At 62.7% G+C, this 15,061-nt stretch carries 15 protein-coding genes; 12 read left to right on the top strand and 3 right to left on the bottom strand.

What is annotated here, in order from left to right:
• Positions 1-72: 72 nt before the first annotated feature.
• Entirely contained in the window at positions 73-996 is a 924-nt protein-coding gene (locus AC0R79_RS12980) for a LysR family transcriptional regulator (protein ID WP_474734716.1), read from the bottom strand.
• A gap of 105 nt (positions 997-1,101) precedes the next feature.
• Between AC0R79_RS12980 and AC0R79_RS12975 the strand changes: the two genes are divergently transcribed.
• The 5 genes from AC0R79_RS12975 to AC0R79_RS12955 all read left to right on the top strand — a co-directional run bounded on the left by AC0R79_RS12975 (position 1,102) and on the right by AC0R79_RS12955 (position 6,088).
• Entirely contained in the window at positions 1,102-3,069 is a 1,968-nt protein-coding gene (locus AC0R79_RS12975; RefSeq protein ID WP_474734714.1) for an alkyl/aryl-sulfatase, read from the top strand.
• Positions 3,070-3,222: 153 nt separating this feature from the next.
• Positions 3,223-3,861 carry a response regulator transcription factor gene (locus AC0R79_RS12970; protein ID WP_474734712.1) on the top strand — a complete coding sequence of 213 codons (639 nt, stop codon included), beginning with the start codon at positions 3,223-3,225 and terminating at the stop codon, positions 3,859-3,861.
• Positions 3,862-4,064: 203 nt separating this feature from the next.
• On the top strand, positions 4,065-4,319 hold the full coding sequence (locus tag AC0R79_RS12965; RefSeq protein WP_474734710.1) for a transmembrane sensor/regulator PpyR: 255 nt from the start codon (positions 4,065-4,067) through the stop codon (positions 4,317-4,319).
• Between the two features lie 83 nt (positions 4,320-4,402).
• The gene (locus tag AC0R79_RS12960) at positions 4,403-4,918 is read left to right on the top strand and encodes a phage infection protein (protein WP_240664993.1); all 516 of its coding nucleotides are present in this window, start codon (positions 4,403-4,405) and stop codon (positions 4,916-4,918) included.
• Positions 4,919-5,038: 120 nt separating this feature from the next.
• Positions 5,039-6,088, top strand: a complete 1,050-nt coding sequence (locus AC0R79_RS12955) for an NAD(P)-dependent alcohol dehydrogenase (RefSeq protein WP_474734709.1) — start codon at positions 5,039-5,041, stop codon at positions 6,086-6,088.
• A gap of 4 nt (positions 6,089-6,092) precedes the next feature.
• On the opposite strand, the gene AC0R79_RS12950 is transcribed toward AC0R79_RS12955, so the two are convergent.
• Complete coding sequence (locus AC0R79_RS12950) at positions 6,093-7,661, bottom strand: winged helix-turn-helix domain-containing tetratricopeptide repeat protein (protein ID WP_474734707.1); 1,569 nt, start codon at positions 7,659-7,661, stop codon at positions 6,093-6,095.
• 251 nt (positions 7,662-7,912) lie between these two features.
• Between AC0R79_RS12950 and AC0R79_RS12945 the strand changes: the two genes are divergently transcribed.
• The 7 genes from AC0R79_RS12945 to AC0R79_RS12915 all read left to right on the top strand — a co-directional run bounded on the left by AC0R79_RS12945 (position 7,913) and on the right by AC0R79_RS12915 (position 14,145).
• Positions 7,913-8,668: an SDR family oxidoreductase gene (locus AC0R79_RS12945; protein ID WP_221533500.1), complete on the top strand. Its 756-nt coding sequence runs from the start codon at positions 7,913-7,915 to the stop codon at positions 8,666-8,668.
• Between the two features lie 31 nt (positions 8,669-8,699).
• A complete protein-coding gene (locus AC0R79_RS12940) occupies positions 8,700-9,113 on the top strand; it encodes a cupin domain-containing protein (RefSeq protein WP_039771074.1) in 414 nt (137 codons plus the stop codon).
• Between the two features lie 71 nt (positions 9,114-9,184).
• Positions 9,185-10,276, top strand: coding sequence for an HlyD family secretion protein (locus tag AC0R79_RS12935; RefSeq protein ID WP_474734705.1), 1,092 nt, complete (start codon positions 9,185-9,187; stop codon positions 10,274-10,276).
• Entirely contained in the window at positions 10,273-11,832 is a 1,560-nt protein-coding gene (locus AC0R79_RS12930; protein ID WP_474734703.1) for an MFS transporter, read from the top strand. The genes AC0R79_RS12935 and AC0R79_RS12930 overlap by 4 nt, the downstream gene beginning before the upstream one ends.
• A 61-nt stretch (positions 11,833-11,893) precedes the next feature.
• Entirely contained in the window at positions 11,894-12,409 is a 516-nt protein-coding gene (locus AC0R79_RS12925; RefSeq protein WP_007958572.1) for a GNAT family N-acetyltransferase, read from the top strand.
• A gap of 37 nt (positions 12,410-12,446) precedes the next feature.
• Entirely contained in the window at positions 12,447-13,487 is a 1,041-nt protein-coding gene (locus AC0R79_RS12920; protein ID WP_474734701.1) for a GSCFA domain-containing protein, read from the top strand.
• Positions 13,456-14,145: a hypothetical protein gene (locus AC0R79_RS12915; protein WP_474734699.1), complete on the top strand. Its 690-nt coding sequence runs from the start codon at positions 13,456-13,458 to the stop codon at positions 14,143-14,145. The genes AC0R79_RS12920 and AC0R79_RS12915 overlap by 32 nt, the downstream gene beginning before the upstream one ends.
• Before the next feature lie 46 nt (positions 14,146-14,191).
• Here AC0R79_RS12915 and AC0R79_RS12910 read toward each other — a convergent pair whose 3' ends face one another.
• On the bottom strand, positions 14,192-15,061 hold the full coding sequence (locus AC0R79_RS12910) for a TauD/TfdA dioxygenase family protein (protein WP_433899607.1): 870 nt from the start codon (positions 15,059-15,061) through the stop codon (positions 14,192-14,194).

Below are 15,061 nucleotides of genomic sequence, written 5' to 3'. Positions count from 1 at the left end.
GCATCGGCAGCCCCTCGCAAGAGGCTGCACGACGTTAACGAAGCAGGAAAATCGTGGCTGTAGGACGTATCTCTAAAGACGTGGGGATTGTTCGACGTGAATGGATTGCATCTCGGCAACCACCGCCTCAATCACATACAAGGCCGTCGGCGACAAGCTTCTGCCCTGCAAGCTCACCACACCAATTTCGGAATGAAATCCCGGCCTGTCGACAACATGAAGCTCGATCAAACGCCCCACCCGAATATCTTCAGCCACAGCGCCATGAATGACGCCGAGGATGGTGTCAGTCGAACCAGCGACGGTCTTTAGCAACGCCACATCATCACACTCCAGCACGATGGGCAGCGCCTGGCGGGTGGAGATGCCGAGGGTTCGGGCGGTTTCGAGTTTCACCACTTCCGGCAGGCGCGTCGTGGCGATACCGTAGCCTTCCAGTTCGCCCATCTGCACTTTACGCCCGGCCAGCGGATGCTCCGGTCGTACGAAGAAGCCTGCCGAGACCTGGCCAAGCGAACGGATCAGCAGATCGGATTCGGCCGTGAAGTTACGGATATCGGCAACAAAAAATTCGATCGCTTCAGCGCGCAGCCGCGCCTCGAGAATCTGCCAGTTGTTCACTTCAACACGCAGGGTGACCGCCGGGTGATCCAGGCGCAGTCGCGGCACGACTTGATGCATCAACATGGCCGCCGGGAACGGGCCGACGCCGAAGGCGAGGCTGCCCAGTTGGCGATCGCTGTAGAGCGCCATGTCCCGCTCCAGCGACCGGGCATCGAACAGCAACCGCCGCGCCCGCTCGATCAGAAACTGCCCTGCCGGCGTCGGGCGGACGTCGCCGGTGTCGCGATCGAACAGGCGCTGCCCGGTTTCGCTCTCCAGCGCCTGAATGCTGCGGCTCAGGGCCGGCTGGCTGAGGTGAACGCGTTCGGCGGCGCGGCCGAAATGACGTTCATCGGCCAGCGCGAGAAGGTGTGACAGTCGTTTGAGGTCCATTCGCCCGATGCTAGCGACGCATTATCCAGATGTAAACAATGCATTGGATACATCACCGCCCTACCCCTAGGCTGGAGCGCATTCGACCCTCGGAGAACAACAAGAATGAAACCGACCCTCTACACGATCATCGCCCTGACGCTGGTCTCCCTCGGCGGCTGTGACAACAAGCCGAGCGTCGCTGCGGGAGATGCCACGCCCGCCACGGCAGCGGTGATCAAGGCGTCGATCAAGGGCCTGGACCTCAGCGACAACCGCGACATGGAAGATGCCCAGCGTGGTTTCATTGCCCGCCCCACCGGCAAGATCCTCGGCGCTGACGGCAATGTCCTGATCGATTTCGATGCCTACCGCTTCGTCGAAGGCCAGGCGCCGGCCACCGTCAACCCGAGTTTGTGGCGGCACGCGATGCTCAACGCGCAGATCGGTCTGTTCAAGGTCCGCGACGGGATTTACCAGTTGCGCGGTTTCGACATCGCTAACATGACGCTGATCGACGGGCAAAACGGCTGGATCGTGGTCGATCCGCTGACCTCCCGGGAATCCGCCGCCGCAGCGCTGGCATTCGCCCGCGAGCATCTGGGCAACAAGCCTGTCACCGCGATCATTTTCACCCACGACCATGCCGACCATTTCGGCGGTGTGCTGGGCATCACCTCGAGCAGCGAAGTGGCCCAGCGCAACATTCCAATCGTCGCGCCCGCCGGGTTCATGGAGGAAGCCACCAGCGAAAACATCCTGGCGGGGCCGGCGATGGCACGGCGTTCGATGTATCAGTTCGGCAAGAACCTGGCGCCGGGCGCCACCGGCATCGTCGACACCGGTCTGGGCAAAAACGTCGCCTACGGCAGCATGGGCATCCTGCCGCCGACGCAGATCATCGACCAGCCGATCCAGCCGCTGGTGCTCGACGGCGTCAGCTTTGTGTTCCACAACATGCCCGGCGCTGAGGCCCCGGCCGAGCTGACCTTTTCGATCCCCGCGCTCAAAGCCTACGGAGGTGCGGAGCTGCTGGCGCAGACCATGCACAACCTCTTGCCGATCCGTGGCGCCAAGGTGCGCGATGCGCTGCGCTGGTCCGACTACACGCAAATCGCCCTCGACGAACTGGGCGACACCGAGGTCTATTTCGGTCAGCACAACTGGCCGATCTGGGGCAACGAGCGGATCCGCGAATTCATCACCAAACACCGCGACGTCTACAAATACCTGCACGATCAGACCGTGCGCCTGATGAACGCCGGTTACACCCCCAACGAGATCGCCGACAAGATCCAGCTGCCGGATTCGCTGGCGTCGTACTTCGGCACCCGTGGCTATTACGGCGACCTGCGCCACAACGTCAAGGCGATCTACCAGATGTACCTGGGCGCCTACGACGGCAACCCCGCACACTTGAATCCGCTGGTGCCCAAAGAGTCCGCCAAGCGCTACGTCGAATTGATGGGAGGCAACGCCAAAGTGGTCGAAGCCGCCCGCGTGGCCTATGACAAGGGTGAATATCGCTGGGTCGCCGAACTGCTGGATCAGGCCGTGCTCGCCAAACCCGACGACACGGCCGCCAAGGAACTGCTGGCCCGCGCGTACGAACAGATGGGCTATCAGGCGGAATCGGCAACCTGGCGCAACAGCTACCTGACCGCTGCCATGGAGCTGCGCAACGGCCCGCCGACCAAGGGCGTCAAACGCTCCGACCTGATCGAATTGATGAAGCAGACGCCCACCGAACGCTTCCTCGAAGCCATGGCCGCAAGCCTCGACGGGCCGGCGGCGGATGGCAAGAACTGGACGTTCAATCTGGTCCTGACCGATACCAATGAATCGTTCGTGCTGTGGATCGAAAACGCCGTGCTGCACTACCGAAAAGGCCCGACGGCGGCGAACGCCAACGCAACGCTGACTGTCACCAAGGACCTGTTCGTCCAACTGCTGGGCGGCACCGCCGGGCTGAAGGAAACGCTCACTTCCGATGATCTGAAGGTGGATGGCAGCAAGGTCGATCTGGTGAGATTTCTGGGGTTGCTGGAAAAGGCGCCGGGGAATTTCGCGATTGTCGCCCGGGCAGGAAACTGACCCAACGAGGCCATCGATCGAAGGAACACGCGTTCGATGGCCTCTGGACGGTTACCCAAGAAAAATCCAATGAAAACCGGAGGCTCGGGCAAAGTTTTCCATTGAGTTGTTCAGCATCCTGCGCAACCCGATCGCCGCGAAGCCATCCAGCGTATGGAAGTAGAATCAGCACCCGACCAAAACCCGGAACCCATCGTTTTCATCATCGATGATGACGCACCTCTGCGCGAGGCCCTTGGCAGCCTGTTGCGCTCCATCGGCCTGCAGGTCGAGCTGTTCGGATCGGTCGCCGACTTCATGAAATTCGAGCGACCTGACCTGCCCAGTTGCCTGGTGCTCGATGTGCGATTGCAAGGCACCAGCGGGCTGGTCTTTCAGCAGGCGCTCGCCGAAGCCAAAATCGGTTTGCCGATCATTTTCATGACCGGGTACGGCGACATCGCCATGACGGTTCGCGCCATGAAAGCCGGTGCCGTCGACTTCCTGGAAAAACCGTTTCGCGAGCAGGCAATGATCGATGCCGTGGTCGCCGCGCATACGCGGGACAGGTCGCGCCGCGAGTGCGAACGCCGCCATCATGAATTGCGCACACGCCACGGGACACTGACGGTCAGAGAGCAATCGGTGATGGCATTGGCCGTTTCGGGCTTGATGAACAAACAGATCGCCAGTGCCATCGGCCTGAGCGAGATCACCGTGAAAATTCATCGCAGTCAGGCCATGCGCAAGATGCGCGCGCAGTCGTTCGCCGATCTGGTTCGAATGGCCGAACGTCTGGGTATCAACCATTAAATATATAGTCGTTTATATACGTTGGTATGACTTCTCCATACGCTGGAAGGATAAAACCAGACTTATGCAACATGGTTGACCCCTACCGCCAACAGTAAAATCCCTCCATCAAATGCAACGCCCTGCAAAGTCATTGACTTCGCGGTTTCCGTTCGCGCCGAAACTTGTCCACCCACTTATTAACGCAGGGATGGCTGAACAACATGTATGACTTTTTTGAAGACTCGCATCGCGTGCTGAAGCTGTCCCACGTATTGCTGATCGGCGGTCTGGGCATGTTGATGGCGGGGATTTTCCTGGCTTATGTGTTTGACGCTCACCTGACCTTGCCCACGCTGGTCGGTGCGCACGGGATGACGATCCTCGGGCCGACCGCGATCAAGCTGGGTTATGTGATGCGCCTGATTGCGCACAACCGCATTCGACTGGCCGCGCAGGAACACGGCATTCCTCATTAGAAGAATTCGATTGAATTCAAACCTGTCTGGTTGCAACCCGGAAGTTCATTAACGAAATCCCACTACGACTCAGGAAGATCACGATGAAAACTATTGGATTGGTATTGCCCGTCGCCATTGTTTCAGCTACCTGGATAGTTGCCACTCATGCATTCGGCGCAAGTTGCCTGCCCGATATGCCAGTGGCGAACAGGCAGGAAACCAGTGCTCCGGATTCAGAAACTTCATCGGTGCAACAGCACCGGGCCAGAAAGGCGCCTACGCAGATTGCCGAAGGGGGTTCGGATCGGCTGATGGAACGGCGCGTCGCCGAGGGCGGATCGGACCGACTGATCGAACGTCGCGTTGCCGAAGGTGGCTCCGATCGCCTGATCGAACGCCGTGTTGCCGAAGGCGGCTCCGATCGCCTGATCGAACGCCGTGTTGCCGAAGGCGGCTCCGATCGCCTGCTCGAACGCCGCGTCGCCGAAGGCGGCTCAGATCGCCTGATCGAACGTCGCGTTGCCGAAGGCGGATCCGACCGCTTGATCGAACGCCGGGTAGCCAGCAATCAGTACGACGCCGCGATGAACATGCGAATGCATTTCTCGATGGACTGACGTGATTTCACCGAAATCGATCCCGCAGGATCAGGCAAGTAATCGGTAGAAATGCACTACAGGCTGTGCGAGCAACCCGGGAAGAATGGTCCTTCGACACATTCATCAAGGACTACTCCCATGCTCGTACACGCCTACGGTGCCCACGCCGGCGATAAACCCCTTGAGCCGATGCAGATCAATCGCCGCGCGCCGGCGGCCCATGATGTGCAGATCGATATCGCCTTCTGCGGCATCTGCCACTCCGACCTGCACCAGGTGCGCGCCGAATGGGCCGGGACGCAATTCCCGTGCGTACCCGGGCACGAGATTGTCGGGCGCGTGTCGGCGGTCGGCGCCCATGTGTCCGACTACAAGGTCGGTGATCTGGTGGGGGTCGGCTGCATCGTCGACAGCTGCAAACACTGCGACGACTGCGAAACCGGTCTGGAAAACTACTGTGACGGCATGATCGGCACCTACAACTTCCCGACCCCGGACGCACCGGGCTGGACCCTCGGCGGCTACTCGCAAAACATCGTGGTGCATGAGCGCTACGTGCTACGCATCCGTCATCCGGAAGCTCAATTGGCCTCCGTCGCGCCGCTGCTGTGTGCGGGCATCACCACGTACTCGCCGCTGCGTCAGTGGAACGCCGGGCCGGGCAAAAAGGTTGGTGTGGTCGGTATCGGTGGCCTGGGCCACATGGGCATCAAACTGGCCCATGCGATGGGCGCGCATGTCGTGGCGTTCACCACCTCCGAGTCCAAGCGCGAAGCCGCGAAAGCGCTGGGCGCCGATGAGGTCGTGGTGTCGCGCAACGTCGAGGAGATGGCCGCGCACACCAAGAGCTTCGACTTGATCCTCAACACCGTCGCCGCGCCTCACGATCTCGACGCGTTTCTGGTGCTGCTCAAGCGCGACGGCGCCCTGACGCTGGTCGGTGCGCCCGCCTCGCCGCATCCGTCACCGAACGTGTTCAACCTGATCATGAAGCGCCGGACCATCGCCGGTTCGATGATCGGCGGTATTCCGGAAACTCAGGAGATGCTGGATTTCTGTGCCGAGCACGGCATCGTTTCCGACATCGAGCTGATTCGCGCGGACCAGATCAACGCGTCCTACGAGCGGATGCTGCAGGGCGATGTGAAATATCGTTTTGTGATCGATAACGCGACGCTGGCTGGCTGAACCGTTACTCCGGCAACCCCGCCAACCGCAGACCTTCGGCAAACCGGGCAACATCTTCAGGCCGTTGAATGGGCAGCCACGCGCTCAGGCTGGACACCCGCAAGGTCGGGTCCAGCTGACGCACCCGTTCCATGGCCTGCCCGGCTTTGTCGGCTCGCCCGCCCAGCGCATTGCTTGCGGCGATCAAGGCCGGCGCTGCCAATAGACTGGGCAGGTTTCCCTGCGCTTTCTCGGCCCAGGAAGCCGAGAGGTCAAAACGACCGGCGAAGAAATGCGCCAGCGCCATCCCGACCTGCATGCGGAACATTTCCGGATCCAGCGGGCTCAGACGCACGGCATGTTCGAGGTTGGCAATGGCGGCGTCGGTTTCGCCACGCAAGGCACGCAGGATACCGCCGAGAAACCACGCCGGGGCCAGGTTGGGATTGAGCAGTCGAGCCCGATCGAGCAAGGCGATGCCACAGTCGACATCCCCGGTCAGATGGGCCAGGGCATGACCGCTGCGGGTCAGCGCCACGGCGTCGTCGCGCCCCAGTTCCACACCCATTCGTGCCAGCCGCGCACCTTCGGCGATTTCCCGGGGCCGGTCGGTCATCCAGCCGTTGAGCTTGCGCCAGAAGTGGCACCACGCGGCCATGCCATACGCCGAGGCAAATTCCGGATCCAGTTCAAGCGCCCGGTAGAACAGCGCCAATGACTGCTCGATCGCCTCACGGGTGCCGATATGCAGCTTGGCCGTACCACGCAGGTAATAATCGTAGGCATCGAGGCTGTCAGTGGGCTTGCGTTTGGCCCGCTCGATTTCCGCGCGCTCCAACTGCGGCGCGATGGCGCCCACGACGCTTTCGGCCACTTGATCCTGGAGTTCGAAAATATCGTCGAGCAGGCCTTCGAAGCGCTCGGCCCACAGGTGCGTTCCGCTGCAGGTATCAATCAACTGGCCGGTGATGCGGATCTTGTTGCCGCACTTGCGCACGCTGCCTTCCAGCACATAACGCACACCCAGTTCCTGACCGACACCTCGCGCATCCACCGCCCTGCCCTTGTAGGTGAAGCTGGAGTTGCGAGCGATGACGAACAGCCAGCGCAGGCGCGACAACGCGGTGATGATGTCTTCGACGATGCCGTCGGCGAAGTAGTCCTGTTCGGGGTCGCCGCTGAGGTTCTGGAATGGCAGAACGGTGATCGAAGGCTTTTCCGGCAGGACAAGTGTCGCGGCCACCTCGGGTTTCGCAGGCGCTTCAGGCGTATTGACAGGGCTATCGCACGGGATGATTTCACCGACAAAGCGATAGCCCTTGCGCGGCACCGTGCGCACCAGACGTTGTTGCTCACCGGTGTCGCCGATGGCCTTGCGCACGGCGTTGATGTGGCTGGTGATGGTCGATTCGGAAACGATCCGGCCACTCCACACCGCGCTCAACAGTTCGTCCTTGCTGACCACCCGCTCGCGGTTGCTGACCAGCAGCAACAGCAGATCGAAGACCTGCGGCCCGACAGTCACAACCTCCCCGCGCCAGGTCAGTTCCCGGCGCTGCTGGTCGAGCACGTAGTCTTCAAACACGAATGGCACGGTGGCTGTTCTCTGGTCTGGCGCCCCCGACTCCGTGTCCGAGCGGGCGATTGTCGTGCGCTCAATGATACGGCAGACCCTGGGCCACCGCACCGGTCTGCACGCTGGTCTACGCGTCTGCCGACGGATTGGCCTGTCTGGACAAAAAACCAAGGCAAATCCAAGGTCACCACAAGGATTCGCCCGAGCGCCACAGGCATGCTCAACCCACATCGACAGCAATGGTTGCCGTCGGCAAATGGAGAGATGCCATGAAGATCGTCGTTATCGGAGGCACCGGCCTCATCGGATCGAAACTTGTGAACAATTTGCGCGAACGCGGCCACGACGCCCGCGCCGCCTCCCCTAACACCGGCGTCAACAGCATCACCCGCGAAGGCCTGGCCGAAGCGATGGACGGCGCCCAGGTGGTGGTCGACGTTTCCAACGCCCCTTCGTGGGAAGACCAGGCTGTACTCGACTTCTTCGAGACCTCCACCCGCAACCTGCTCGCCGCCGAAGCCGCCGCCGGGGTTCGCCATCACGTGGCGCTGTCGATCGTCGCCAGTGAGCGCTCGCCTGCCAACGGCTACTTCCGCGCCAAGGTCGCGCAGGAGAACCTGATCAAGGCGTCGAGCATTCCGTACACCCTAGTGCGAGCCACGCAATTCTTCGAATTTGTCGGCGGCATCGCCCAATCCGCCACCGTCGGCGAGGAAGTGCGCCTGTCCCCGGCGTTGATTCAGCCCATGGCTTCTGACGACGTCGCCGCTGCACTGACAGATGTGGCACTGGCAGCGCCGATCAACGGCACGCAGGAAATTGCCGGCCCCGAAGCCATGCCGCTCGACGAGCTGGTCCGGCGTTTTTTCCGCGCCACCCACGACACCCGCAAAGTGATCCCGGACGTGCACGCCCGTTACTTCGGCGATGTGCTCGACGACCAGTCGCTCACCCCCGGCAGCAGCAATCCACGCCTGGGCCCAACCCGCTTTGAAGACTGGCTGGCGAAATCGACCCAGCGCTGAAACACCCCACCTGATTTGAAGGAGTATCGCCATGTTCAGCCGAATCCTGCTGGCCGCCACGTTTGCGGCCCTTTCAATCTCATCCGTCTCGGCCGCCGAGCCGCAGGGGGGCAAGGTCACCGTGGTGTTCGACCGCGCCCTGCCCAACGTCCCCGGTAAATCCATGAGGGGCGTGCTGGTGGAATACGCGCCCGGTGGATCTTCGCCGGCGCACTTCCATCCGAAGTCCGCGTTCATCTACGCCACGGTGCTAGAAGGCGCCGTGCGCAGCAAGGTCGGTGACGGGCCGGAGAAGGTTTACAAGGCCGGGGAAAACTTCGTCGAACAACCGGGTGATTTCCACGCGGTGAGCGCCAATGCCAGCACCACTGAACCGTCCCGTCTGCTGGCAGTGTTCGTGCTCGACAGCAGCGAGACCGACCTGGTTAAACCCGTCAAGCCGTAACCGATCCATTCGACAATCCACCTTCGGCAGCCCGACTGCCGGAGGTGTCGGCCTTGCGCAGGACCCCGATCATGAACGCGCCCCAGCCCACCACCGCCAGCACGGCGCAATCCGAACCGACGCCCGCGACACCGCGCCAAGGCAAGCGCAAGGCGGCAGGACTGCTGTTGTGCGCCGCCGCTCTGGCGATTGTGGCGGGCGGTTATGTCGTGCTGTACGGCGGCAAAAACATCTCGACCGACAACGCCTATGTGCGTGGCGATGTCACGTCCTTGGCGGCCAAGGTCGCCGGTTATGTCACCACCGTCGAGGTGCGCGACAACCAGTCGGTGCAGAGCGGCGATGTGCTGTTTCGCATTGACGACCAGGACTATCGCGCCCGTCTTGCCCAGGCCGAAGCCAACTTCAAATCGGCACAGGCGCGCCTCAACGATGTCGATGCCCAGACGCAACTGCAACATGCGCAGATTCGCCAGGCCGAGGCCGAACGCCGCTCCGCCGCCGCGCAGATGAACCTCGCCGGCAAGACCCACGACCGCAACCGCAAACTGATCGCCAGCAATGCCGTGAGCATGGCGCTGGTCGATGAGACGGCGGCGGCCCAGACGCGCGCCTCTGCGGCAGTGGACGCTGCCTCGGCGTCGGTCGAGGCCCAGCGTCAGCGCCTCGCCGTGTTGCTGGCCCAGCGCGGCGCGGCCCTCGCGGCCATGGCTCAGGCCGAGGCGGCGCAGGATCTGGCCCGCATCGACCTCGACAGCACTGTGGTGCGCGCGCCCGTGACCGGGGTGGTCGGCAACCGTCAGGTGCGGGTCGGCCGTTACGTCACGCCGGGGGTGGCCTTGCTCGACATCGTTCCGGTGCAGAACGTTTGGGTCGTGGCCAACTTCAAGGAAACCCAGCTGGAGCATCTCCAGACCGGCCAGGCGGTACGCATCACCGTCGACGGCTACCCCGACGATGCGCTGCAGGGCGTAGTCGACAGTTTTGCCCCCGGCAGCGGCTCGGCCTTCAGCCTGTTGCCGACCGACAACGCCACGGGCAATTTCGTCCGGGTGGTGCAGCGCGTGCCGGTGAAAATCCGCCTCGCCAACAACCCTTTGCCGGGGCGCATCGTGCCGGGGCTGTCGGCGCGGGTCGATGTGGAGCGTGGAGACGGCTCATGAACCGGTCTGCCGCAGCCCGGCCCGGCGTGCTGCTGATGATCGGCATTCTGCTGGCCAGTCTCACCGAAGCGATCGCCGGCACCGCGCTGGTGCTGGGCCGCAACGACATCATCGGTGACACCGCCGCCACACCTGACGAATTTGCCTGGCTGGACATCGGCTACACCGGATTCAAGTTGATCGGTTTCCTTACGGCGTCGTGGCTGCTGGCGCGCTTCGCCCCGCGCAACGTGATTGTCGCTGCGACCCTGGCCATGGGGTTGGCCTGCGCCATCGCTGCCGGCAGCACGTGGCTCGATCTGCTGATAGCGCTGCGCATCCTGCAAGGTTTTGCCGGCGGCACGCTGCTGGTGGCCGGTCAGGTGCTGATCTTTCGCAGCTACCGGCGCCAGCTGCAACCCGCGCTGCAAGCGCTGTTCGCCATCGGCGCAGTGGTCGCTTCCGCCACGTTGACGCCCGCCCTGCAAGGCTGGCTGGTCGACAGTCAATCCTGGACGTGGATTTTCCTCAGCGTCGTGCCGCTGGCATTGGTGGCCAGCGGACTTTTACTCGTCACCGTCACCCCGACACCCGCCCGAGCCAGCCAGCGTCCATTCGACGGTCTGGGGGTGTTGCTGAGCGCCACCGCCCTGCTCTGCTTCACCTACGTGCTCAGCCAGGGCGAACGCTGGGACTGGTTCGAAGCGCCGCGCATCGTCTGGCTGACGCTGCTCGGCAGCGCGGCCCTGCTGGGGTTTCTGGGTCAGCAACTGTTAAGCAACGGCAAAGGCGTGCTCGACTTCAGTCTGTTCAGGTCGAGCGATTTCTCGTTCGCCTTCATTGTCAGCTTCGTCGCAGGTGCAGCGCTGTTCGGCAGCGCCTACCTGATTCCAGCCTTTGCCGTGTCGGTGCTCGGTTTCACCCTGACCGACGCCGGCCTGCTGTTGTTGCCCAGCGGCGCACTGTTTGTCGGCGCGCTGCTGATCGCGGCCTGGCTGATGCAGGCGCGCGGCGTGGCGCCGTTTGCCACGGTGCCGTTTGGCATCCTGATGATCATGATTGCCATGTGGCTGTTGTCCGGTTCGACCCGCGAAAGCGGCAGCGCAGACATGATGGGCGCCATCCTCCTGCGCGGGCTCGGGCTGGGCTTTCTGTTTCTGTCGATCACCTTGATCGCGTTCACTCACCTCAACAGCCGCAATCTGGCGGCCGGCATCGGTCTGTTCAATACCGGCCGGCAGCTGGGTGGCCTGATAGGCGTGGCCGGGCTGCAAACGCTGATCGAGCACGGGCATGCGGCCAACGCCGTGATACTGGGCAGCAGCGTCACGCCGGGCAGCCCGGCACTCATCGAACGGCTGGCAACCACCGGCGTCTGGCTGACGGGCAGAGGCATGGAGCCTGCGGCGGCGGCCCGTGCCGCGACCAGTCTGCTGGGGCGAACGGTGTCGGAGCAGTCGCTGGTGATTGCCTTCGACAGTGCGTTCATGGCGGTGACGTTGCTGTTTGCGGTGGCGGCACCGCTGCTGGTGGCGATCAAGATCGGCTTTGCGAAACACGCCGGATCAAACCATTGATCTTTCGCCCCACACCCAGTAAAAAACCGTCTTCCCTTTTCGCCCTTGCAAGGAGCAGCGGATGCTCGAGCTCACCACGCAACGCCTGGACCTGCGCACGATGGTCGAATCCGACTGGCCGCTGTTCCTCAGGCTGCATTCCGAGCCGCAAACCATGCAATACGTGTTCGGTGAAATCGCCGAGGACCAGGTTCGCAAAGGCTTCGAGCATCGGCTTCCGGCCTGGGGGCCGCAGTCGGATCACTGGTTGTGTCTGGTGGTGACAGACAGGGCCAGCGGGCAGGAACTGGGCGTGACCGGATTCCGCATCCTGTCGCCGGGGCATGCCGAGGTGGGTTGCCTGCTGTTGCCCGAGCATCAGGGCAAAGGCTTTGGCACCGAGTCGCGCCAGGCGATCATCGACTATGCCGCCGCCATCGGCCTGGACTCGTTGGAGTCGACCGTGACCGACGGTAATATCGCGTCCTGCAAGGTGTTGGAGAAATGCGGTTTTGTATTCGAGCGCCGCGTGCCGCAGGCCTATCAGATTGGAGATCGGTGGTTTGACGACCTGATCTACCGCTATCAAATCAGCTGACCCCGTTTTATCAGCGACCGCCAAGGAGGCCCTCGTCGTGAATCCTTATCAATGCCTGCCACCCCGCGCTTTCTGGCGCACCGCCGTGGCTGACAAGCCCGCGCTGCACATCGATCAACTGTGGACGCCGCAGTTCGAAATCGGCAACAAGGACGCCATCGTCACCGCCGGCTCGTGTTTCGCCCAGCACATCGGTCGTGCGCTGGTGGAGCGCGGCATGAACTGGCTGGATGCGGAACCGGCCCCGGCCGAATTGCCCGAAACCGACTGGAAGGCCCACAACTACGGGGTGTTCTCGTTCCGCACCGGCAATCTATACACCCCGGCGATGCTGTGCCAATGGCTCGAATGGGCGCTGGGCGTGAGTTTGCCACCCGACGAAACCTGGGCCCATGACGGGCGTTTCTTCGACCCGTTCCGCCCCGCCGTGGAGCCCGACGGTTTTGCCAGCGCGGACGCGCTGTTCGCATCGCGCGAAGCCACTCTCGACGCCATCCGCACCGCCCTGCGCCGGGCCAAAGTCTTCGTGTTCACTCTCGGCCTGACCGAAGCCTGGCAGAACCGCCAGACCGGTCTGGTGTATCCCGTGTGCCCCGGCACCGTGCGCGGCACCTTTGATCCGCAGCTGCACCGCTTCTGCAATTTCGGCTTCATGGACACCTATGGCGACATGGTCCGGGCGCTGGAGTTGATGCGTTCGATCAACCCGCAATTGCGCGTTCTGCTCACCGTGTCACCGGTGCCCCTGACGGCGACGGCCACAGGCGAGCATGTACTGAGCGCCACCACCTATTCCAAATCGGTCCTGCGTGCCGTCGCCGGGCAGCTGTGTGAAGACCTGCACGACGTCGACTATTTCCCCTCCTACGAAATCATCACCGGTACACCGTTCAAGGGCGCGTTCTACCAACCCAACCAGCGCGAGGTCACGCCCGAAGGCGTGGCGTTCGTCATGCAGCAGTTTTTTGCCGGGCTCGACGCGGTTCAACCCGTGCACACGCCGGCCAGCGTTCCCTCCACCTGCGTGTCCAGCGAGGAGCTTGTCTGTGAAGACGCCGTGCTCGATTACTACGCCTAGGTTTCTGCTGCTGGGCGACTCCCATGCCGGGGTCATCGGCAAGGCGGCGCAGGCCCGCGGGTTGCCTTTCAGCGGCGGGCCGCTGGGCACCGGCAGGGATTTTGCGGTCGATTTTTTCAGCCTGACCCGCCATGACGTGGTGTTTCGGGAGGCCGAGATGGAGCGCCTGTATCGCCAGGCCCTTGAGCCGTTCGAAGTGCCGCAACTGGCGAAGGTCGGTGTGCCGCTGGTGAGTACCATTGGCCTGAGCCTGCACTACCTCGCCACCGCGCCGAACTGGACGTGTTACCAGACCCCGGACGGCGAGTTCGACGAAGGTTTTCTCGCAGGTCCCCTGTTCAAATCCATTGTCGACACGCTGTCCGGACCTGCGCTGGCGTTCTATGAACAGGCCCGGGCGATGAAGCTCAAGGTGTTCGCCATACTGCCGCCGCAGCGGGTGCCGGAATTGTCCGACTCGCGAGTGTTCATGGCGGCGCAGGCGCTGCTGATCGAGCGCCTGCAAGGACTCGGCATCGAGCTGATCGACGTGCGCGCAGCGGCGAACGATGAGCAGGGTTTTCAGCGTTCGGCGTACTGCGAAGTGGATGACCCGCTGCACGGGAATCTGGCGTTCGGCGAGTTGATCGTCGAGCAACTGCTCAAACAAGGTCTGTGAATGACCGGTGGGAATGGCATCGCCGCTCCCACCGGTTTATTTAGGCTCAAGCCTTCGGCTGCGTCCCCAGAATCGTCACCCGCTCGCCATACCGCGAATGCGGGAAATAATCCCAGACCGCATGGTGCTGGGTGCAACGGTTGTCCCAGAACACCAGCGTATTCGGCGCCCAGCGCACGCGGCAGCTGAGGACCGGTTCGCGGGCGACCAGATCGAACAACATGTTCAACAGCACCTGGCTTTCGCCGCCGGACAACTGGACGATGTGCGACGTGAAACCTGAATTGACGAACAGCGATTTGCGCCCGGTTTCCGGGTGGCGAACCACCACCGGGTGTTCGGTTTTCGGCAAGTTGGCCGGCGCCTCATAACCCTTCCATGGGATCGCGCCGTCGTGGATCGCCGTCAGTTCGCCAAGAAACTGCTGCATCGTCGGCGACAGCATTTCCAGCGCCAGGTGCATGTTGGCGAACAGCGTATCGCCGCCGGTGCCGATGGCCGGGGTTTCCTTGACGTACAGCATCGAACCCATGGACGGCGCGAGGTCGGCGGTGCCGTCGGTGTGCCAGGTTTCGCCGGCCACGTAGCGCGATTGCGCATTGGCGCGGATCACCACCAGTTCCGGGTCATCGCCGTCGATGTCTTCCACCGGCAGCGCCCGCAGCTCACCGAACAGCCGGCCAAACGCCTTGTGCTCGTCCACCGTCAGATGTTGATCGCGGAACACCACCACGTGGTTCTCCAGAAAGGCCCGACGGATTTCCGCGAGCTGCTCGTCGCTCAGCGGTTGCGACAGATCGACGCCGCCGATCTCGGCGCCGATGATCGGCGTGATCCGCTCGACCGTGATGTGCTGATACGGCGCGCGCCGTTCTGCGGCGATGCGCTCGATTGCCTTGAGTGCCAACTGATCCAT

Source organism: Pseudomonas sp. HD57-3 (genome assembly GCF_056113135.1).
The sequence above is the reverse complement of the archived record's forward strand: the minus strand, read 5'-3'. Positions and strand labels throughout refer to the sequence as shown.

What these genes read in the sequence shown, in the direction of transcription:
- AC0R79_RS12980 (WP_474734716.1), bottom strand. Translation starts at nt 996, where the DNA reads ATGGACCTCAAACGACTGTCACACCTTCTCGCGCTGGCCGATGAACGT.
- AC0R79_RS12975 (WP_474734714.1), top strand. Translation starts at nt 1,102, where the DNA reads ATGAAACCGACCCTCTACACGATCATCGCCCTGACGCTGGTCTCCCTC.
- AC0R79_RS12970 (WP_474734712.1), top strand. Translation starts at nt 3,223, where the DNA reads ATGGAAGTAGAATCAGCACCCGACCAAAACCCGGAACCCATCGTTTTC.
- AC0R79_RS12965 (WP_474734710.1), top strand. Translation starts at nt 4,065, where the DNA reads ATGTATGACTTTTTTGAAGACTCGCATCGCGTGCTGAAGCTGTCCCAC.
- AC0R79_RS12960 (WP_240664993.1), top strand. Translation starts at nt 4,403, where the DNA reads ATGAAAACTATTGGATTGGTATTGCCCGTCGCCATTGTTTCAGCTACC.
- AC0R79_RS12955 (WP_474734709.1), top strand. Translation starts at nt 5,039, where the DNA reads ATGCTCGTACACGCCTACGGTGCCCACGCCGGCGATAAACCCCTTGAG.
- AC0R79_RS12945 (WP_221533500.1), top strand. Translation starts at nt 7,913, where the DNA reads ATGAAGATCGTCGTTATCGGAGGCACCGGCCTCATCGGATCGAAACTT.
- AC0R79_RS12940 (WP_039771074.1), top strand. Translation starts at nt 8,700, where the DNA reads ATGTTCAGCCGAATCCTGCTGGCCGCCACGTTTGCGGCCCTTTCAATC.
- AC0R79_RS12935 (WP_474734705.1), top strand. Translation starts at nt 9,185, where the DNA reads ATGAACGCGCCCCAGCCCACCACCGCCAGCACGGCGCAATCCGAACCG.
- AC0R79_RS12930 (WP_474734703.1), top strand. Translation starts at nt 10,273, where the DNA reads ATGAACCGGTCTGCCGCAGCCCGGCCCGGCGTGCTGCTGATGATCGGC.
- AC0R79_RS12925 (WP_007958572.1), top strand. Translation starts at nt 11,894, where the DNA reads ATGCTCGAGCTCACCACGCAACGCCTGGACCTGCGCACGATGGTCGAA.
- AC0R79_RS12910 (WP_433899607.1), bottom strand. Translation starts at nt 15,061, where the DNA reads ATGGATCAGTTGGCACTCAAGGCAATCGAGCGCATCGCCGCAGAACGG.